This window comes from Streptomyces sp. NPDC038200 (genome assembly GCF_055600785.1).
Genome location: NZ_JBVJYH010000006.1, coordinates 197,306 through 214,915, shown reverse-complemented (window position 1 = coordinate 214,915; position 17,610 = coordinate 197,306). Strand labels below are relative to the sequence as shown.

The following is a 17,610-nucleotide window of genomic DNA, read 5'->3' as shown; positions in this document are numbered from 1 at the left end:
GGGTGTTTCACGTGAAACATGGGCCGCCGCACCCACCAGGTGCGGCGGCCCTCGGCGTATTCCTAGGCAGGTACGGCAGGATGTGCCCCATGCCCAGTGCAGAGATGACGCCCGCGAGCATGCACGAGCCCGAGCCCGTGCGGCCTGCCGCGGCAGAGCCGGTGCAGCCGACCAGGGAGGACGAGGTCGCAGCCGCCGGCAGTGAGCTGATCGGCGGTCCCCTGGGGCGGCATGCCCTGCTCGGGACCTCCTGGTGGACGCCCGTGCGCGTCGTGGTGCTCGTGGCGATCGGCATGTTCGCCCTCGGCCTGGTCCAGAAGGCACCCTGCTACGACAACGCCTGGTTCTTCGGCGCGAGCAGCCAGTACACGCACGCCTGCTACTCGGACATCCCGCACCTCTACCAGGGCCGCGGGTTCGCCGATCACCTCGTGCCGTACTTCGACAAGCTGCCCGGCGATATGGACTACCTCGAATACCCGGTGCTCACCGGCGTGTTCATGGAGGTCGCCTCCTGGCTGACCCCGCACAGCGGCTCCATCCAGCACCAGGAGCAGTGGTACTGGTTCGTCAACGCCGGGATGCTGATGGTGTGCACCGCCGTCATCGCCGTCTGTGTGGCCCGCACCCACCGTCGTCGCCCCTGGGACGGCCTGCTGGTCGCCCTGGCACCTGCCTTCGCGCTGACCGCGACCATCAACTGGGACCTGCTGGCGGTGGCGCTGACCGCCGCCGCGATGCTGATGTGGTCGCGGGGCCGGGCTCTCGCCTTCGGCGTCCTGCTGGGGCTCGCCACGGCCGCCAAGCTCTATCCCGTCCTGCTGCTCGGCCCGCTGCTGGTGCTGTGCTGGCGGGCCGGCAAGTGGCGCGAGTTCTTCCAGGCCGTGGGCGGCGCACTGGGCGCCTGGCTCGTGGTGAACCTGCCCGTGATGCTCACGCACGACTCCACGGGCTTCCACATCCGTGAGGGCTGGGCGAAGTTCTACACCTTCAGCAAGGAGCGCGGCGTCGACTTCGGCTCCTTCTGGCTGATCTGGGCGCAGAACTCCAGCAACCCGCCCACCACCGACTTCGTCAACAACGCGGCCACGGTGCTGGTGGTGCTGTGCTTCCTGGGCATCGCCGCGCTGACTTTCACCGCTCCCCGCCGGCCCCGCTTCGCCCAGCTGGCCTTCCTGATCGTGGCGGCCTTCGTCCTGACCAACAAGGTCTACTCGCCGCAGTACGTCCTGTGGCTGGTGCCGCTGGCGGTCCTGGCCCGGCCCAAGTGGCGCGACTTCCTGATCTGGCAGGCGTGCGAGGCGGCGTACTTCCTGGGCATCTGGTTGTACCTCGCCTACACGACCAGCGGAGACGCCCACAAGGGCCTGCCGACGCAGGGCTACCACTGGGTGATCGCGGTGCACCTGCTGGGGACGCTGTACCTGTGCGCCGTCGTCGTACGGGACATCCTCATGCCGGAGCGGGACGTGGTGCGCCGGTCCGGCGACGACGATCCCTCGGGCGGGGTCCTGGACGGCGCGGAGGACGCGTTCGTGCTCGGTGCGGCGGCCCACCCGCCGCAGCACGCCGTCCAGTTCGAGGAGCACCAGGTGGACTGGGGCCGGCCCGAAACGCTGTCCCACCACGACCGTTCGCTCTGAGCGAACACACGAACTCCTCGTCGGCGCGGCAGGCCGGCAGGCACGCAGAAGGCCGTACCCGGGCGTCCCGGATACGGCCTTCTCGCTGTCCTGGACGGGCTCAGCGGTCCACGATGCGGTCGAACTGGGTCGTGGTGTGCCGCAGATGGGCCACCAGCTCGTCGCCGACCTGCGGTTCCGGGGCGTCCGAGGGCACGAACAGGATCGACACCTGCATGTGCGGCGGCTCGGCGAACCAGCGCTGCTTGCCGCCCCAGACGAACGGCGAAAGGTTCCGGTTGACCGTGGCGAGGCCGGCCCGGGCGACGCCCTTGGCGCGCGGCATGACGCCGTGCAGGGCTTTGGGAGCCTCCAGACCCACCCCGTGCGACGTACCGCCCGCCACGACCACCAGGAAGCCGTCAGAGGCCGCCTTCTGCTGCCGGTAGCCGAACCGGTCGCCCTTCGACACGCGCGTGACGTCCAGGACGGCGCCGCGGTACTCGGTGGCGTCGTGGTCCCCCAGCCACAGCCGCGTGCCGATGCGGGCCCGGAAGCGGGTCTGCGGGAACTGCTGCTGGAGCCGGGCCAGCTCGTCCGCCTTGAGGTGGCTGACGAACATCGTGTGCAGCGGCAGCCGTGCCGCGCGCAGCCGGTCCATCCAGCCGATGACCTCCTCGACGGCGTCCGAGCCGTCGGTGCGGTCCAGCGGCAGGTGGATGGCGAAGCCCTCCAGCCGGATGTTCTCTATGGCCTGGTGCAGCTGCGGCAGCTCGTGCTCGCTGATGCCGTGCCGCTTCATCGAGGACATCACCTCGATGACGACCCGGGCGCCCACCAGCCCGTACACGCCGTCGATCGACGACACCGAGCGCACCACCCGGTCGGGCAGCGGGACGGGCTCCTCGCCGCGCCGGTACGGGGTCAGCACCAGCAGGTCACCGCCGAACCAGTCCTTGATGCGCGCGGCCTCGTACGTGGTGCCGACGGCGAGCAGATCGGAACCGAGCCGTGTGGCCTCCTCCGAGAGCCGTTCGTGCCCGAAGCCGTAGCCGTTGCCCTTGCAGACCGGGACGAGTCCCGGGAACTGCTCCTGCACGTGCTTGTGGTGCGCCCGCCAGCGCGCGGTGTCGACGTAGAGCGTGAGCGCCATGGCCGGACCCGGAACCTTTCTCGTGGCTGGGGTGGATCAGAGGTGTGAGAGCTGTGAAGGCTATGGAATCAAACGCCCGCGCGGCTCAGCGGCGCGACATGTAGATGTCGAGCGCCTTGTGGAGCAGCTTGTTCAGCGGGAAGTCCCATTCACCGAGGTACTCGGCGGCCTGACCGCCGGTGCCGACCTTGAACTGGATCAGGCCGAAGAGGTGGTCGGTCTCGTCCAGGGAGTCGGAGATGCCGCGCAGGTCGTAGACGGTGGCGCCGAGCGCGTAGGCGTCGCACAGCATCCGCCACTGCATCGCGTTCGACGGCCGGACCTCACGGCCGATGTTGTCGGAGGCACCGTAGGAGTACCAGACGTGCCCGCCGACGATCAGCATCGTCGCCGCGGACAGGTTCACGCCGTTGTGGCGGGCGAAGTACAGCCGCATGCGGTTGGGGTCCTCGGTGTTGAGGGCCGTCCACATGCGCTGGAAGTACGACATCGGGCGGGGCCGGAAGTGGTCACGGACGGCCGTGATCTCGTACAGCCGCTGCCACTCGGCCAGGTCCTGGTAGCCGCCCTGGACGACCTCGACGCCGGCCTTCTCGGCCTTCTTGATGTTGCGGCGCCACAGCTGGTTGAAGTTCTTGTGGACCTCTTCCAGGGAACGGTTCGCCAGCGGCACCTGGTAGACGTAGCGGGGCTGCACGTCGCCGAAGCCGGCGCCGCCGTCCTCGCCCTGCTGCCAGCCCATGCGACGCAGCTTGTCGGCCACCTCGAAGGCGCGCGGCTCGATGAAGTCGGCCTCCAGGTCGCGCAGCCGCTTGACGTCCGGGTCCTGGATGCCCCGCTTGATGGTGTCCGCGTTCCAGCGACGGATGATCACCGGCGGGCCCATCTTCACGGAGAAGGCACCCTGCTGCTTCAGGTGCGCCAGCATCGGCTGGATCCAGTCGTCCAGGTTCGGCGCGTACCAGTTGATGACCGGGCCCTCGGGCAGGTAGGCGAGGTAGCGCTTGATCTTGGGCAGCTGGCGGTAGAGGACCAGGCCCGCGCCGACCAGCTGACCGCTCTTGTCGAACCAGCCGAGGTTCTCCGAGCGCCACTCCGCCTTCACATCGGCCCATGCCGGGACCTGCATGTGGCTCGCCGCCGGCAGGCTCTGGATGTAGGCCAGATGCTGCTCGCGGCTGATGGTCCTCAGGGTCAGGCTCATTCGGGGCGCTCCTCGGGCTGGTGTGTCCCCATGGGTACAGGGGCTCCGGCTCTCGCGCCGAAGCCTACTGCGCCTTGCGAGCGCCCCGACTGGGCGTACGGCCGTTCAGCCCGGCGACGTCAGTTGACGAGCCCGCCGAACAGGCCGCCGTTGGCCATGCCGATCAGGAAACCGACCCCCGAGGCGCCGAGGCCCAGGATCAGACCGAAGCGCTCCCGCGTGGTCACCGAGATCCACTGTCCGTAGAGGCCGACGGCGAGTCCCACCAGTCCCGTCCAGGAGGACAGCAGGTGGAGGCCGTGGAAGAAAGACGTGATGAAGGACAGCAGGCCGAGGACGAGGGTGGCCCCCATCAGCGCGTCCTGCAGCGGACGGCGCTTGCCGTCCGTGGCGAAGAGGGAACCGGCGACGTTGGGATGCGAAACCTGTGCCATGGGCACCTCCAGCGGAAGGCGGCGCATAGTAGCGCCGTACACACCCGACGTATACAGAGTGACGGTCTTCCCGGCCGGATTTCAACCGGAAGCGGGTGTGCAGGTAGTCTGTACCGTCTGCACCGGTGTCTGCCCAGGCCTGCCCAGGTCACACTGCGGGATCCCTTCGAGGCCCCCTGATTGTCAGTGGCGGCCGATACCGTTGCATACGCATCACAACCCTCCTGCCACGGAACGACCGTGGCCGCTGAGTCCAAAGGAGGTGGGTTCCACATGCGTCACTACGAGGTGATGGTCATCCTCGACCCCGATCTCGAGGAGCGTGCGGTCTCCCCGCTGATCGAGAACTTCCTCTCTGTCGTCCGCGATGGCGGCGGCAAGGTGGAGAAGGTCGACACCTGGGGCCGTCGTCGTCTCGCCTACGAGATCAAGAAGAAGCCCGAGGGCATCTACTCGGTCATCGACCTGCAGGCCGAGCCTGCGGTCGTCAAGGAGCTCGACCGCCAGATGAACCTGAACGAGTCGGTCCTCCGGACCAAGGTCCTCCGCCCCGAGACCCACTGAGCTCCTCCGCTCAGTTGATCTCGGGATTCGAGTAGCAAGCAGCCCGCAAACCCGCCGAGAGGTTCCCCATGGCAGGCGAGACCGTCATCACGGTCATCGGCAATCTTGTCGACGACCCCGAGCTGCGCTTCACCCCGTCCGGTGCGGCGGTCGCGAAGTTCCGCGTCGCGTCCACTCCCCGCACCTTCGACCGCCAGACGAACGAGTGGAAGGACGGCGAGAGCCTCTTCCTGACCTGCTCGGTCTGGCGTCAGGCGGCGGAGAACGTCGCCGAGTCGCTCCAGCGAGGCATGCGCGTCATCGTGCAGGGCCGGCTGAAGCAGCGGTCCTACGAGGACCGTGAGGGCGTCAAGCGCACGGTCTACGAGCTGGACGTCGAGGAAGTCGGCCCCAGCCTGCGCAACGCCACTGCCAAGGTCACCAAGACCGCCGGTGGCGGCCGCGGTGGCCAGGGCGGTTACGGCGGCGGTGGCGGCGGCCAGCAGGGCGGCGGCTGGGGCGGTGGCCCCGGTGGCGGTCAGCAGGGCGGCGGCGCTCCGGCCGACGACCCCTGGGCGACCGGCGCTCCCGCCGGTGGCAACCAGGGCGGCGGCGGCTGGGGCGGAAACTCCGGCGGCGCTGGCGGCTACTCGGACGAGCCCCCCTTCTAAGCCCTCGGGCCGAAGGTGGGTCGTACCCCAACTTCTTGATCACACAGGAGAAACACCATGGCGAAGCCGCCTGTGCGCAAGCCGAAGAAGAAGGTCTGCGCTTTCTGCAAGGACAAGGTCACGTACGTGGACTACAAGGACACGAACATGCTGCGGAAGTTCATTTCCGACCGCGGCAAGATCCGTGCCCGCCGCGTGACCGGCAACTGCACGCAGCACCAGCGTGACGTCGCCACGGCCGTCAAGAACAGCCGTGAGATGGCGCTGCTGCCCTACACGTCCACCGCGCGCTAAGGGAAGGGTGACCGAAACATGAAGATCATCCTCACCCACGAGGTCTCCGGCCTCGGTGCCGCGGGCGACGTCGTCGACGTCAAGGACGGTTACGCTCGCAACTACCTGATCCCGCGGAAGTTCGCTATCCGCTGGACCAAGGGTGGCGAGAAGGACGTCGAGCAGATCCGTCGTGCTCGCAAGATCCACGAGATCCAGACCATCGAGCAGGCCAACCAGGTCAAGGCCCAGCTCGAGGGCGTGAAGGTCCGTCTGGCCGTCCGCTCCGGCGACGCCGGCCGTCTCTTCGGCTCCGTCACCCCGGCCGACATCGCGTCCGCGATCAAGGCTTCCGGTGGCCCCGAGGTCGACAAGCGCCGCATCGAGCTGACCGCTCCGATCAAGACCCTGGGCGCCCACGAGACGTCCGTGCGTCTGCACCCCGAGGTTGCCGCCAAGGTCAACATCGAGGTCGTCGCGGCCTGATCGCCGCGTGATCACCGCGCTTGCTTGAGCCGGTGAAAGGGGGCCGCACCCTTCGGGGTGTGGCCCCTTTCCCATGACCGGACACGGTCGGCACGGCATGTTTCACGTGAAACGGTCAGCGGGTCGCGCCTGTCACGATCCAGCGGCCCGAGCGGGTCCGCAGCCACAGGGTCAGCATGCGGATCGCCATCATCAGCGTCATCGCTGCCCAGAGAGCCGTGAGGCCGCCGCCGAGCGCGGGGACCAGCAGGGCCACCGGAGCGAACACCGCCAGGGTGACGACCATGGCCCAGGCGAGATAGGGGCCGTCACCGGCGCCCATCAGGACCCCGTCCAGGACGAAGACGACCCCGCAGACGGGCTGCGACAGCGCCACCAGCAGCAGGGCCGGAAGCGCGGTGTCCTTCACCATGTCGTCGCCGGTGAACAACGGCAGGAAGAGCGGTCGCGCGGCCACCACGAGCAGGCCGAGGACGACACCGGCCGCGATGCCCCACTGGATCATGCGACGGCATGCCTCGCGTGCCCCCTGGGAGTCGTCCGCGCCGAGGTAGCGGCCGATGATCGCCTGCCCCGCGATGGCTATGGCGTCGAGCGCGAAGGACAGCAGGTTCCACAGGGACAGGGTGATCTGGTGTGCGGCGATGTCGGCGTCGCCGAGGCGGGCCGCGACCGCTGTGGCGATCATGAGGATCGCCCGCAGGGACAGTGTGCGGACCAGGAGCGGAACGCCGGCCTGGGCCGAGGCGCGGATGCCGGCGGCGTCCGGTCGGAGGGAGGCGCCGTACCGGCGGGCCCCGCGGACGACCACGGTCAGGTAGACGGCCGCCATTCCGCACTGGGCGATGACCGTGCCCCAGGCCGAACCGGCGATGCCGAGTCCGGCGCCGTAAACGAGTGCTCCGTTGAGGCCGGCGTTGGCGACGAAACCCGCAACGGCGACGTAGAGCGGGGTCCTGGTGTCCTGCAGGCCGCGGAGCACTCCGGTCGCGGCCAGGACGATGAGCATGGCCGGGATGCCCAGCGCGGAGATGCGCAGATAGGTGGTGGCGTAGGGAGCCGCGGTGGGGGAGGCGCCGAGCAGGTCCACGATGCCGGGGGCGAGCGGCAGGAAGACGGCGATGACGGCGATACCGAGCAGCAGAGCGAGCCAGATGCCGTCCATGCCCTGCCGAATGGCCGCCGGGAGATCACCGGCGCCGACGCGGCGGGCCACAGCGGCTGTGGTGGCGTAGGCGAGGAAGACGAAGACGCTCACCGCGGTGGTGAGGAGCGCAGAGGCGACGCCGAGACCGGCGAGCTGAGCGGTCCCGAGATGGCCGACGATCGCACTGTCCGCCATGACGAAGAGAGGCTCGGCGACAAGGGCACCGAAGGCCGGAACGGCCAGCGCGACGATTTCTCGGTCGTGGCGCCGCCGGGTGACCCTGGGGATCTCTGGAGCCTGTGTCATGAGCATCAATGTAATCGTCCACAGGTAAGAGATGCAACCGAGCAGTGGTCCTTACTTTTGATCGTGGGTCGTGTCCTTTCGGGCACCGTTCGAAGCGATCTTGGCCCGACTGGGGAAGTTTTTCTTCTGCACAGCCGGTGGATCACAAAAGCGCTGGTCAGGAGCTTGCTCATGGCGAGATCGAGGGCTTGTTCACAGGGCTGTCCACCGGGTCGTGCACAGGTTTCGCCGAGTTCTCCACAGCATCGGGGCCGTCGTCCACATGGCCTGTGGATAACCAGATTGGCTGACGGTGCCGACGGGCCTACCGTTGTCCGGCGCCCGCTCCTTCCCGTGACCCGGAAAGTGTCCTTCTTCCGGCTCGGGAATCGTCACAAACCCGACGCGCAGGAACCGGAGTTGGGCCTCTCATTTGTCAGTGTCGTGCCGTACAAAAGAGGACACGGCGAGGTCCGCCCTGCGGACGGGAGGAGGTGGCTCGGTGAGCATTTCCGAGCCCTTGGACGATCCGTGGGCCGAAGCCGGACCCAGTGATCGTCTGCCTGCCTCCCGTCGACGCGGTGACGGTGGCCGAGGCCGCGACGAACAGCACGACCGGGGCCGGGAGAGCGGCGGCTGGGACGGAGGCTCGTCCTTCGAGCGGGTGCCGCCGCAGGACCTGGACGCCGAGCAGTCGGTGCTGGGCGGCATGCTGCTGTCCAAGGACGCCATCGCCGACGTCGTCGAGATCCTCAAGGGCCACGACTTCTACAAGCCGGCTCACGAGACGATCTACCAGGCCATCCTGGACGTCTACGCCAAGGGCGAGCCGGCCGACCCGATCACCATCGCCGCCGAACTCACCAAGCGTGGTGAGATCAACAAGGTCGGCGGCGCCGCCTATCTGCACACTCTCGTCCAGACCGTGCCGACGGCGGCCAACGCCGAGTACTACGCGGAGATCGTCCACGAGCGGGCCGTCCTGCGCCGTCTCGTCGAAGCCGGTACGCGCATCACGCAGATGGGATACGCGGCCGACGGAGACGTGGACGAGATCGTCAACAGCGCCCAGGCCGAGATCTACGCCGTCACCGAGCAGCGCACCAGCGAGGACTACCTCCCGCTCGGCGACATCATGGAAGGCGCGCTCGACGAGATCGAGGCGATCGGCTCCCGCAGCGGCGAGATGACGGGTGTGCCCACCGGTTTCACCGACTTCGACTCGCTGACGAACGGCCTGCACCCGGGGCAGATGATCGTCATCGCGGCCCGTCCTGCCATGGGTAAGTCGACCCTCGCACTGGACTTCGCGCGGGCCGCCTCCATCAAGAACAACCTTCCGAGCGTCATCTTCTCGCTCGAAATGGGGCGCAACGAGATCGCGATGCGTCTGCTGTCCGCCGAGGCCCGGGTCGCCCTGCACCACATGCGGTCCGGCACGATGACCGACGAGGACTGGACACGGCTCGCCCGCCGCATGCCGGACGTGTCGGCGGCGCCGCTCTACATCGACGACTCCCCGAACCTGTCGATGATGGAGATCCGGGCCAAGTGCCGGCGCCTGAAGCAGCGCAACGACCTGAAGCTGGTCGTCATCGACTACCTCCAGCTGATGCAGTCCGGTGGCTCCAAGCGTGCCGAGAGCCGTCAGCAGGAGGTCTCGGACATGTCCCGTAACCTCAAGCTGCTCGCGAAGGAGCTGGAGATCCCGGTCATCGCCCTCTCCCAGCTGAACCGTGGTCCCGAACAGCGCACCGACAAGAAGCCGATGGTCTCCGACCTGCGTGAGTCCGGCTCCATCGAGCAGGACGCGGACATGGTCATCCTGCTGCACCGAGAGGACGCGTACGAGAAGGAGTCCCCGCGAGCGGGCGAGGCCGACCTGATCGTCGCCAAGCACCGAAACGGTCCGACGGCCACCATCACGGTCGCTTTCCAGGGCCACTACTCGCGCTTCGTGGACATGGCCCAGACCTGATCCGCCGGTCGTGGGCACCTGCGCACGGCAATGCATTCGACGCAGGCCGCCGCAGCCTGTGGACTGACCCCATGACGACAACTCAGGAAGCGCTGCTCCCCGGCACCCGCCGAGCCCTGCTGCACCGCATCGCCGTCGCGCAGACCGAAGGACGGGCTCCGTCGCTGGTCGCTGCCGTCGTACGGGACGGGCAGGCCGTGTGGCACGGAGCGCGCACCTCGGTGGACGGGCACGGGCCGGACGAGTCCGTGCAGTACCGGATCGGATCCATCACCAAGACCTTCACCGCGGTCCTGGTGATGCGGCTGCGGGACGAGGGCGTGCTCGATCTCGGTGATCCGCTGGAGAAGTACCTGCCGGGCACCAGCGCGGGGGAAGCGACGATCGCGGAACTGCTCGCCCACACCGCCGGGTTGGCGGCCGAATCGCCCGCGCCCTGGTGGGAACGGACGCCGGGCTCCCTGCGGCCGGAGCTCAGCGATGTGCTCGGCGAACAGCCCCTGCTGCATCCGGTCGGCCGGCGACACCACTACTCCAATCCCGGCTACACCGTGCTCGGCTCCTTGGTGGAGAGGCTGCGTGGCGCTTCCTGGGAGGAGGTGCTGCGCGCCGAGATCCTGGAGCCGCTCGGCCTGCACCGGACGAGCGCACAGCCCCAACCGCCGCACGCGGGGGGCTGGGCCGTGCATCCGTGGGCCGACGCCTTGCTCCCCGAGCCGATGGAGGATCTGGGCCGGATGGCGCCGGCCGGTCAGCTCTGGTCGACCACCGGGGACCTGGCGCGGTTCGCCGCGTTTCTGGCCCGGGGGGACGACAGGGTCCTGAGCGCGGACTCGGTACGCGAGATGCGTACCCCGGCGGCGCCCGCAGAGGCCGCCGACGTGATGGACGGGGTGACGTACGGACTGGGCCTGCAGATCCAGCGCCGTGACGGCCGGCTGCTCGTCGGGCACTCCGGCTCGCTGCCTGGCTTTCTGGCGAACCTCACCCTCAGCGTCGAGGACGACGTGGCCGCGGTGGTGCTCGCCAACTGCACCAGCGGACCGCTGCTGGGTGCCGTGGGAGCGGATCTCGTGCGGCTCGTCGCCGAGGCGGAACCCCGTATCCCCCAGCCCTGGCGTCCGCTGCGCGAGGTCGATCCGGCGGTACTGGAGCTGGTGGGGCAGTGGTACTGGGGCACCCATGCCTTCGGGCTGCGCGCGACCGCCGACGGTCTTGTCTCGCTGGCACCGCTGACCGGTGGCGGTCGTAGGGCCCGGTTCCAGGCGAACGGCGACGGCACCTGGACGGGGCTGGAGGGCTACTACGCCGGTGAGGTGCTGCGGCCCGTACGGCGTCCGGACGGGTCCGTGCGCCATCTCGACCTCGGATCGTTCGTGTTCACACGGCAGCCGTACGACCCCGAGGCCGCAGTGCCCGGTGGGGTCGACCCGGAGGGATGGCGGGGCATCGGCTAGCTCAGAGCTGCTCAGGGGGTGCGTTTCACGTGAAACACACCCCTGACGCGCTTTCGGGGCGCCGTCAGCGCGCCGGCCGGGTCGGTCCGGATGCGCGTCCGGCCCGGCGCCTCGGGTGTGGATTCAGAGCCGCAGCTTGAACCCTTCGTGCGAGGCGCTGAACCCCAGCCGCTCGTAGAAGCGGTGGGCGTCGGTGCGGGTCTTGTCGGACGTCAGCTGCACCATCTGGCAGCCGAGTTGCCGTGAGGTGTCGATCGCCCACTCGATCAGCCGGCTGCCCAGCCCGCTGCCCCGCTCGTCGCCGTGGATGCGTACGGCCTCGATGAGCGCCCGGGTGGCTCCCTTGTGCGAGAGCCCCGGGATGATCGTCAGCTGGAGGGTGCCGATCACGCGGCCGTTCCGCACCGCGACGACGACATGCTGGTTCGGATCGGCGGCCAGGTGCTCCAGGGCGGCGCGGTACGGCGTCAGGTCGTCGGGCGACTCGCGCTGGGCACCGAGCGGATCGTCGGCGAGCATGGCCACGATCGCCGGGAGGTCCTCGGCGGTCGCGGCGCGTATTTCAAGATCTCCCATGCGGGCACCCTATGCGGGCACGTTCAGCGACTCCACCGCTCGGACCAGCGGAGCCAGCTCGGGGCTCTTGGCGGCGTCGTCCAGGGCCTCGCGCAGAGCGGCGTCATTGGTGGGGCGCGCCTCCTCCAACAGCCTGAGGCCCGCCGCGGTGACGTTGGTGTAGATGCCGCGTCGGTCGGTGGGGCACAGATAGCGCTCCAGCAGGCCGCGGTCCTCCAGCCGGGTCACCAGTCGGGTGGTGGCGCTCTGGCTGAGCACGACCGCGTCGGCGACCTGCTTCATCTGCAGATGCCCGCCTTCGCCGTCGTGCTGCCTGCTGAGCACATCGAGCAGTGAGTACTCGCGCACGCTCAGATCGTGCTTGGCCTGGAGGGCGCGCTCGATGTGCGCCTCGATCCTTCCGTGCAGCGCAGAAAGAGCGCACCAGCCCTGGGCGAGGGCGGTGAGCGCGGGGTCCGTCGCTGTCATTGGCGTTTTCCTCCGTCCCGGAGCGGCTGCAACAAGGGTAGAGCACCCGCGCAATAGTCGGCGCTTGCACTTAGCCCGCGTCTGCAACTATTGTGAACGCACGCAAAGCGCTCCTGCAATCGTCTGGGAAGGTGTACCCCCACATGCCTCTCGCGCTTCTGGCCCTCGCGATCGGGGCCTTCGGAATCGGAACGACCGAGTTCGTGATCATGGGCTTGCTGCCCGAGGTCGCGGGCGACTTCGGGGTCTCCATCCCCACTGCGGGCCTGCTCGTGACCGGCTACGCGCTCGGCGTGGTCATCGGTGCCCCGCTGATGACCGTGCTCGGCACCAAGGTCCCGCGCAAGCGGATGCTGATGCTGCTGATGGGTCTCTTCATCGTCGGAAACCTGCTCTCCGCGGTGGCTCCGGTCTTCGCGGTCATGCTGATCGGACGGGTGGTCGCCTCACTCGCCCACGGTGCCTTCTTCGGCATCGGCTCGGTCGTCGCGGCCGAGCTGGTCGCCGCGGACAAGAAGGCCGGCGCCATCGCCATGATGTTCACCGGTCTGACCGTGGCCAATGTCGTCGGCGTCCCGCTGGGCACGCTCATCGGACAGCACGTCGGCTGGCGTGTCACCTTTGCCGTCGTCGCCGCTCTCGGCGTCGTCGGGCTGGCCGGCATCGCCAAGCTCGTGCCCGAGCTGCCGCGACCGGAGGGTGTGCACCTGCGGCACGAGCTGGCCGCCTTCAAGAACGCCCAGGTCCTGCTCGCCATGGCGATGACCGTCCTCGGCTTCGGCGGTGTCTTCGCCGCCATCACCTACATCGCGCCGATGATGACCCACATCGCCGGGTTCGCCGACGGATCGGTCACCTGGCTCCTGGTCCTGTTCGGCCTCGGCATGGTCGGCGGCAACCTCGTCGGCGGCAAGTTCGCCGACCGCGCCCTGATGCCCATGCTGTACGTCTCCCTGGGCGCCCTGGCCCTCGTCCTGGCGCTCTTCACGCTCACCGCGCACAACAAGATCGCGGCTGCCGTGACCATCGCCCTGATCGGCGCACTCGGCTTCGCCACCGTGCCGCCGCTGCAGAAGCGCGTGCTCGACCAGGCGCACGGAGCGCCGACCCTCGCGTCGGCCGTGAACATCGGCGCCTTCAACCTGGGCAACGCCCTGTCCGCCTGGCTCGGCGGTCTCGTGATCGCGGCCGGCTTCGGCTACACCGCTCCCAACTGGGTCGGCGCCGCTCTCGCCGCTGCCGCACTGCTCCTCGCCTTCCTCTCCGCGGCCCTCGAACGCCGTGAGGGAGCGCGCGGCAGCGTGACCGTCTCCGGGACGCCGACGGGACAGCGCACTCCCGTCCACCACTGAGCTGCCCGGCCCCCGGTCACGACCGAGCCGTCCGCACGCAGGCCCCCACCCGCGCCACCCCCCACAGACACCCGTACCGGGGCCCCGGCCCCGGTACGGCAAGCACCCACCACAGCACCATCCAAGGAGACACCTCCATGAGCACCACCGCCGTCACCCCGCTCACCACCGAGGACGCCGAGCTGCTCGTCGCCACGGCCCGCCGGGCGGCCGAGGATGCCGGAGTCACCGTCAGCGTCACCGTCCTGGACGCCGGCGGCCACCTGCTCGCCTTCCGCCGGGACGACCGGGCCGTGCTGATCTCCGGCGAGACCAGCACCCGCAAGGCCTACACGGCCCTCCAGCTGAACGCGCCCACCGCCGACCTCGTCGACGCCGTGCAGCCCGGCGGTCTCTTCCACACGCTGCCCACGGCCCTCGACCGGCCCCTGCTGTTCATCGCGGGCGGTATCCCCGTTCACCGGGACGGCCGGCTGATCGGTGCGATCGGTGTGGGGGGCGGCGCGCCGGAGCAGGACCACGGCTTCGCCACGGCGGCCGTGCAGGCGCTCGCCTGAGCCCAGGACCGGACCTCATGACGCCGGCCCCGCCGCTTCGAGCGGCGGGGCCGGCGTGCGTCGTGCGTCGTGCGCGTCGTGCGTCGTGCGGGGAATCAGCCCGCGGCGACCGTCAGTGGTGCGAACCGCCGGGTCCAGTCCCCCGGCAGGTCCGTGATGCCGTAGGTCATCACGGCGTTGAATGCCACGGAGGCCAGCCCCCGCTCCTTCGCCCAGACCAGCAGCTCCTCGTGGCGCACGTCGATATCGGTCCGCAGCGGACGCTCCGTACGGGCCGCCAGGGAGGTGATGAGCGCCTTGGCGGTCTCCGTGTCCCGGGCGATCAGGGGACCGACGACATGGGTGTCCATGTTGGGCCACGCGGCCGTGTAGCCGATGAGCCCACCGTTCTCCTCGGCCACCCGCAGCTGATCGGCGAAGGCGGGCAGCCGGGTGATGAGGGGGGTGCGGTCGGTGCCGAACACCTCCTCGTCCAGGCGCAGGATCGCCGGAAGGTCGTCGGCGGTGGCAGCACGCGTGGCGATGCCGGAATCCGGACCGCCGGGAACGAAGCGTCCCCTCAGCATCTCCGCTCGGCCGGTCACCTTGAAGCCCAGCTCCTCGTAGAGGGGAAGGCCGTACGGAGTGGCGTGCAGGGTCAGCGGAGTGGTGCCCATGGTCGACACGACATGCTGCATCAAGCGACGCCCGACGCCCCGGCGGGAGTGGCGTTCGGCCACCAGGACCATACCCACGGCGCCGAGATCCGGCCGCCCCCACGCGCCGTACTCCGTGACCACGCATGCGGCGACGAGACCGCCCGCGGGGTCATCGATGCCGAAGCCCTTCCCGGCTGTGAGGAGGAAGCTCCACTTGTGTTCCTCGCGTGGCCACCCCCGGTCTTCGGACAGGTCGGCGCAGGCGGTGAGATCGCGAAGCGTCAGGCGGCGGATGGGCAGAGCGGCGAGGGAAGGAGTCGGCACGCAGGTCAGGCTGTCCGACCCGCACCCCCGTCGTCCACCCGTTTCGATGCAGACACACGTGCTTTTGGCCATCTCGTGGCCGGGTGTACAGCCGAGGGACAGCAGCGGGTGTTTCACGTGAAACATCGACAGCTGGTTAGCCTCGGACCATGGCGAGACTTCATCTCTTCGACCTCGACGGTACGTTGCTGCACGGAACCACCGCTCCGGTGCTCATTTCCCGCCAGTTGGGCCTGGAGGCCGAAACGGTGGCGCTGGATCGTGCGATCGCGGAGGGACGGATCGGTCCGCCGGAGTACGCGGCGCTGGTGTACGAGCTGTGGGCGGACCTGACCGAGGCGCACGTGCGGGCGGCATTCGAGGCGGCTCCCTGGCTGGCCCGGATCCGCGAGGTCTGGACGGAGATCAGAAGTGCGGGCGAATACTGCGCGGTGGTGTCACTCTCGCCCTCGTTCTTCGTGGAACTCCTTCTCGACTGGGGTGCCCACGCGGCGCATGGATCCCGCTTTCCGGCCGTGCCGTTCACCGAGCCCGTGGACCCCTCCGGGGCGCTCAGTGCCGCGGCCAAGGTGACCATCGCGGATCGGCTTTGCGAGCAGTTCGGTGTGACGCGCGCGGGCTGTGTGGCGTACGGCGATTCGTCGTCGGACAAGGATCTGTTTGCCGCCGTCCCGGTTTCGGTGGCGGTCAACGCCGATGCCCACCTGGCCGGCCTCGCGACCCACTCCTATACGGGACGGGACCTGTGGGAGGCGTATGAATTGGTCGGACCGGCACGGTAGTTGACAAATCCCGCACCGCGCGCGACGCATTCGTCGTGAAGGGGGAAGGGGGGACTTGTGTGCGTGGCGACGGCCGGTAGGGTCGACTCCGGTTCACGTGCGGGATGGAGCACTGGCATTCCGCGCGGGCCGAGAGCAGGACTGGCGGCCTGAGGGAACGGAGAGAATCGAAGAACCGCGTTTCCGGGTTCGCGACCGAGGCAGCCGATGGGAATGAGAGGCTGCGGAGAAACGCTACGGCTGGCCGCCCGCCGGGGGAAAGCATGCGCCTTCCGAGGACGAAGGTGCGCAGACCGACCGAAAGATGTTCGAGGCGAGGGCACACCATGGACGCTCCGGCCACCACGTCGGGGGAGAACGACATGTCGGGCGGCGGCTGGTTCAGGCCGCGCACGGTGCCATCGGATCCGCCGCCGGCCGGTGATCCGGAGACGCACGGGGAGCACCGGCCCACGACGGGGCATCCGCTGTACGAGGGCGGCCCGCGGGGTGACTCGGACCCGCTGCCTGCGCCCGCCCCGCGGGCGCACCCGGCCGCCGAAGAGGGCTCTCCGGACACCCTCCTCATCCGCGGCACGATGACCGAGATCGGGCCCGTCGCCGACAAGGTCACTTCCTACTTCTATGCGCTGCTCTTCGTCCGCCACCCCGAACTGCGGTCGATGTTCCCCGCCGCGATGGACGTCCAACGAGACCGCCTGCTGAAGGCCCTTCTCACGGCGGCCGAGCATCTGGACGACACCTCCGTCCTTATGGACTACCTGCGGAATCTGGGCCGTGGACACCGCAAGTACGGCACGCGCGCCGAGCACTACCCGGCCGTGGGTGAATGCCTCATCGGTGCGCTGAGCAGGTACGCCACCGTCTGGACCCCGGAGACCGAGGCCGCCTGGGTACGGGCCTACACGACGATGTCCCAGATCATGATCGACGCGGCCGCGGCGGACGAACTGCGGGCCCCGGCCTGGTGGCAGGCCGAGATCGTCGCGCACGATCTCCGAACGCCCGACGTGGCGGTCCTCACCGTCCGCCCCGGCCAGCCCTATCCCTTCCTGGCGGGCCAGTACACGAGCGTGGAGACCCCCTGGTGGCCACGGGTGTGGCGGCACTATTCGTTCGCCTCCGCGCCCCGCTCGGACGGACTGCTGACGTTCCACGTGAAGGCGGTCCCGGCCGGCTGGGTGTCCAATGCGCTGGTGCACCGGGCGCGGCCCGGGGACGTCATCCGCCTCGGCCCGCCGACCGGCTCGATGACCGTCGACCACACCGCCGACAGCGGACTGCTCTGTCTGGGCGGCGGCACCGGGATAGCGCCGATCAAGGCGCTGGTGGAGGACGTCGCCGAGCATGGCGCACGCCGCCCGGTCGAGGTGTTCTACGGAGCCCGCACCGACCATGACCTGTACGACATCGACACCCTGCTCAGGCTCCGGCAGAGCTACCCCTGGCTGTCGGTGCGGACGGTCATAGACCAGCAGGCCCATCTCCAGCTCCCCGACGCCATACGCGCCTACGGCCCCTGGCACGAGTACGACGCCTACCTCTCGGGGCCGCCCGGAATGATCCGCAGTGGCATCGACACGCTCCGGGACATCGGCATTCCGTCGAGCCGTATCCGGCACGACTCGGTGGAGGAACTGCTCGTCGGCGCGAAGTGACC

18 protein-coding genes are annotated in these 17,610 nt (G+C 69.1%); 11 read left to right on the top strand and 7 right to left on the bottom strand.

Going from position 1 to position 17,610, the window contains the following annotated elements; translation table 11 throughout:
• Positions 1–89: 89 nt before the first annotated feature.
• Positions 90–1,643 (top strand): glycosyltransferase family 87 protein, encoded by a 1,554-nt coding sequence (locus ACZ7KF_RS15420; RefSeq protein WP_471073855.1) that lies wholly within the window; start codon positions 90–92, stop codon positions 1,641–1,643.
• Between the two features lie 100 nt (positions 1,644–1,743).
• Here the strand turns inward: ACZ7KF_RS15420 and ACZ7KF_RS15415 are convergent, their stop codons facing one another.
• From ACZ7KF_RS15415 to ACZ7KF_RS15405, 3 genes are all read right to left on the bottom strand, one after another.
• Positions 1,744–2,775 (bottom strand): alanine racemase, encoded by a 1,032-nt coding sequence (locus ACZ7KF_RS15415; protein ID WP_225824221.1) that lies wholly within the window; start codon positions 2,773–2,775, stop codon positions 1,744–1,746.
• An 85-nt stretch (positions 2,776–2,860) separates the two neighbouring features.
• Complete coding sequence (locus ACZ7KF_RS15410; RefSeq protein ID WP_471073851.1) at positions 2,861–3,979, bottom strand: lipid II:glycine glycyltransferase FemX; 1,119 nt, start codon at positions 3,977–3,979, stop codon at positions 2,861–2,863.
• Between the two features lie 119 nt (positions 3,980–4,098).
• A complete protein-coding gene (locus tag ACZ7KF_RS15405) occupies positions 4,099–4,413 on the bottom strand; it encodes a hypothetical protein (protein WP_471073848.1) in 315 nt (104 codons plus the stop codon).
• Between the two features lie 273 nt (positions 4,414–4,686).
• Here ACZ7KF_RS15405 and rpsF point away from each other — a divergent pair, with 273 nt between their 5' ends.
• The 4 genes from rpsF (at position 4,687) to rplI (ending at position 6,386) form a co-directional block, all read left to right on the top strand.
• Positions 4,687–4,977 (top strand): 30S ribosomal protein S6, encoded by a 291-nt coding sequence (rpsF, locus tag ACZ7KF_RS15400; RefSeq protein WP_014673750.1) that lies wholly within the window; start codon positions 4,687–4,689, stop codon positions 4,975–4,977.
• Between the two features lie 68 nt (positions 4,978–5,045).
• Positions 5,046–5,627, top strand: coding sequence for a single-stranded DNA-binding protein (locus ACZ7KF_RS15395; protein ID WP_471073845.1), 582 nt, complete (start codon positions 5,046–5,048; stop codon positions 5,625–5,627).
• Between the two features lie 57 nt (positions 5,628–5,684).
• A complete protein-coding gene (gene rpsR, locus ACZ7KF_RS15390; protein ID WP_003949403.1) occupies positions 5,685–5,921 on the top strand; it encodes a 30S ribosomal protein S18 in 237 nt (78 codons plus the stop codon).
• An 18-nt stretch (positions 5,922–5,939) separates the two neighbouring features.
• Positions 5,940–6,386 (top strand): 50S ribosomal protein L9, encoded by a 447-nt coding sequence (gene rplI, locus ACZ7KF_RS15385; RefSeq protein WP_225824217.1) that lies wholly within the window; start codon positions 5,940–5,942, stop codon positions 6,384–6,386.
• A gap of 115 nt (positions 6,387–6,501) precedes the next feature.
• On the opposite strand, the gene ACZ7KF_RS15380 is transcribed toward rplI, so the two are convergent.
• Complete coding sequence (locus ACZ7KF_RS15380) at positions 6,502–7,839, bottom strand: MATE family efflux transporter (protein ID WP_471073842.1); 1,338 nt, start codon at positions 7,837–7,839, stop codon at positions 6,502–6,504.
• Positions 7,840–8,320: 481 nt separating this feature from the next.
• Here ACZ7KF_RS15380 and dnaB point away from each other — a divergent pair, with 481 nt between their 5' ends.
• Positions 8,321–9,796 (top strand): replicative DNA helicase, encoded by a 1,476-nt coding sequence (gene dnaB, locus ACZ7KF_RS15375; protein ID WP_471073839.1) that lies wholly within the window; start codon positions 8,321–8,323, stop codon positions 9,794–9,796.
• Between the two features lie 71 nt (positions 9,797–9,867).
• Positions 9,868–11,253: a serine hydrolase domain-containing protein gene (locus ACZ7KF_RS15370; RefSeq protein WP_471073836.1), complete on the top strand. Its 1,386-nt coding sequence runs from the start codon at positions 9,868–9,870 to the stop codon at positions 11,251–11,253.
• A 123-nt stretch (positions 11,254–11,376) separates the two neighbouring features.
• Here the strand turns inward: ACZ7KF_RS15370 and ACZ7KF_RS15365 are convergent, their stop codons facing one another.
• Positions 11,377–11,829, bottom strand: coding sequence for a GNAT family N-acetyltransferase (locus tag ACZ7KF_RS15365; RefSeq protein WP_471073833.1), 453 nt, complete (start codon positions 11,827–11,829; stop codon positions 11,377–11,379).
• Between the two features lie 9 nt (positions 11,830–11,838).
• Complete coding sequence (locus tag ACZ7KF_RS15360; RefSeq protein ID WP_471073830.1) at positions 11,839–12,297, bottom strand: MarR family winged helix-turn-helix transcriptional regulator; 459 nt, start codon at positions 12,295–12,297, stop codon at positions 11,839–11,841.
• Between the two features lie 143 nt (positions 12,298–12,440).
• Here ACZ7KF_RS15360 and ACZ7KF_RS15355 point away from each other — a divergent pair, with 143 nt between their 5' ends.
• On the top strand, positions 12,441–13,649 hold the full coding sequence (locus ACZ7KF_RS15355; protein WP_471073827.1) for an MFS transporter: 1,209 nt from the start codon (positions 12,441–12,443) through the stop codon (positions 13,647–13,649).
• Between the two features lie 137 nt (positions 13,650–13,786).
• The gene (locus tag ACZ7KF_RS15350; RefSeq protein WP_189296679.1) at positions 13,787–14,206 is read left to right on the top strand and encodes a GlcG/HbpS family heme-binding protein; all 420 of its coding nucleotides are present in this window, start codon (positions 13,787–13,789) and stop codon (positions 14,204–14,206) included.
• Positions 14,207–14,301: 95 nt separating this feature from the next.
• Here ACZ7KF_RS15350 and ACZ7KF_RS15345 read toward each other — a convergent pair whose 3' ends face one another.
• A complete protein-coding gene (locus ACZ7KF_RS15345; protein WP_471073824.1) occupies positions 14,302–15,168 on the bottom strand; it encodes a GNAT family N-acetyltransferase in 867 nt (288 codons plus the stop codon).
• Positions 15,169–15,317: 149 nt separating this feature from the next.
• On the opposite strand from ACZ7KF_RS15345, the gene ACZ7KF_RS15340 reads away from it, so the two are divergent.
• Both ACZ7KF_RS15340 and ACZ7KF_RS15335 read left to right on the top strand, forming a co-directional pair.
• On the top strand, positions 15,318–15,950 hold the full coding sequence (locus tag ACZ7KF_RS15340; protein ID WP_471073820.1) for an HAD family hydrolase: 633 nt from the start codon (positions 15,318–15,320) through the stop codon (positions 15,948–15,950).
• Between the two features lie 326 nt (positions 15,951–16,276).
• Positions 16,277–17,608 carry a globin domain-containing protein gene (locus ACZ7KF_RS15335; protein ID WP_471073817.1) on the top strand — a complete coding sequence of 444 codons (1,332 nt, stop codon included), beginning with the start codon at positions 16,277–16,279 and terminating at the stop codon, positions 17,606–17,608.
• The last annotated feature ends 2 nt before the right edge of the window (positions 17,609–17,610 follow it).

Bases quoted from the DNA above. Each gene is read 5' to 3' on its own strand.
- ACZ7KF_RS15420 (WP_471073855.1), top strand. From the start codon at position 90: ATGCCCAGTGCAGAGATGACGCCCGCGAGCATGCACGAGCCCGAGCCC.
- ACZ7KF_RS15415 (WP_225824221.1), bottom strand. From the start codon at position 2,775: ATGGCGCTCACGCTCTACGTCGACACCGCGCGCTGGCGGGCGCACCAC.
- ACZ7KF_RS15410 (WP_471073851.1), bottom strand. From the start codon at position 3,979: ATGAGCCTGACCCTGAGGACCATCAGCCGCGAGCAGCATCTGGCCTAC.
- ACZ7KF_RS15405 (WP_471073848.1), bottom strand. From the start codon at position 4,413: ATGGCACAGGTTTCGCATCCCAACGTCGCCGGTTCCCTCTTCGCCACG.
- rpsF (WP_014673750.1), top strand. From the start codon at position 4,687: ATGCGTCACTACGAGGTGATGGTCATCCTCGACCCCGATCTCGAGGAG.
- ACZ7KF_RS15395 (WP_471073845.1), top strand. From the start codon at position 5,046: ATGGCAGGCGAGACCGTCATCACGGTCATCGGCAATCTTGTCGACGAC.
- rpsR (WP_003949403.1), top strand. From the start codon at position 5,685: ATGGCGAAGCCGCCTGTGCGCAAGCCGAAGAAGAAGGTCTGCGCTTTC.
- rplI (WP_225824217.1), top strand. From the start codon at position 5,940: ATGAAGATCATCCTCACCCACGAGGTCTCCGGCCTCGGTGCCGCGGGC.
- ACZ7KF_RS15380 (WP_471073842.1), bottom strand. From the start codon at position 7,839: ATGACACAGGCTCCAGAGATCCCCAGGGTCACCCGGCGGCGCCACGAC.
- ACZ7KF_RS15370 (WP_471073836.1), top strand. From the start codon at position 9,868: ATGACGACAACTCAGGAAGCGCTGCTCCCCGGCACCCGCCGAGCCCTG.
- ACZ7KF_RS15365 (WP_471073833.1), bottom strand. From the start codon at position 11,829: ATGGGAGATCTTGAAATACGCGCCGCGACCGCCGAGGACCTCCCGGCG.
- ACZ7KF_RS15360 (WP_471073830.1), bottom strand. From the start codon at position 12,297: ATGACAGCGACGGACCCCGCGCTCACCGCCCTCGCCCAGGGCTGGTGC.
- ACZ7KF_RS15355 (WP_471073827.1), top strand. From the start codon at position 12,441: ATGCCTCTCGCGCTTCTGGCCCTCGCGATCGGGGCCTTCGGAATCGGA.
- ACZ7KF_RS15350 (WP_189296679.1), top strand. From the start codon at position 13,787: ATGAGCACCACCGCCGTCACCCCGCTCACCACCGAGGACGCCGAGCTG.
- ACZ7KF_RS15340 (WP_471073820.1), top strand. From the start codon at position 15,318: ATGGCGAGACTTCATCTCTTCGACCTCGACGGTACGTTGCTGCACGGA.
- ACZ7KF_RS15335 (WP_471073817.1), top strand. From the start codon at position 16,277: ATGGACGCTCCGGCCACCACGTCGGGGGAGAACGACATGTCGGGCGGC.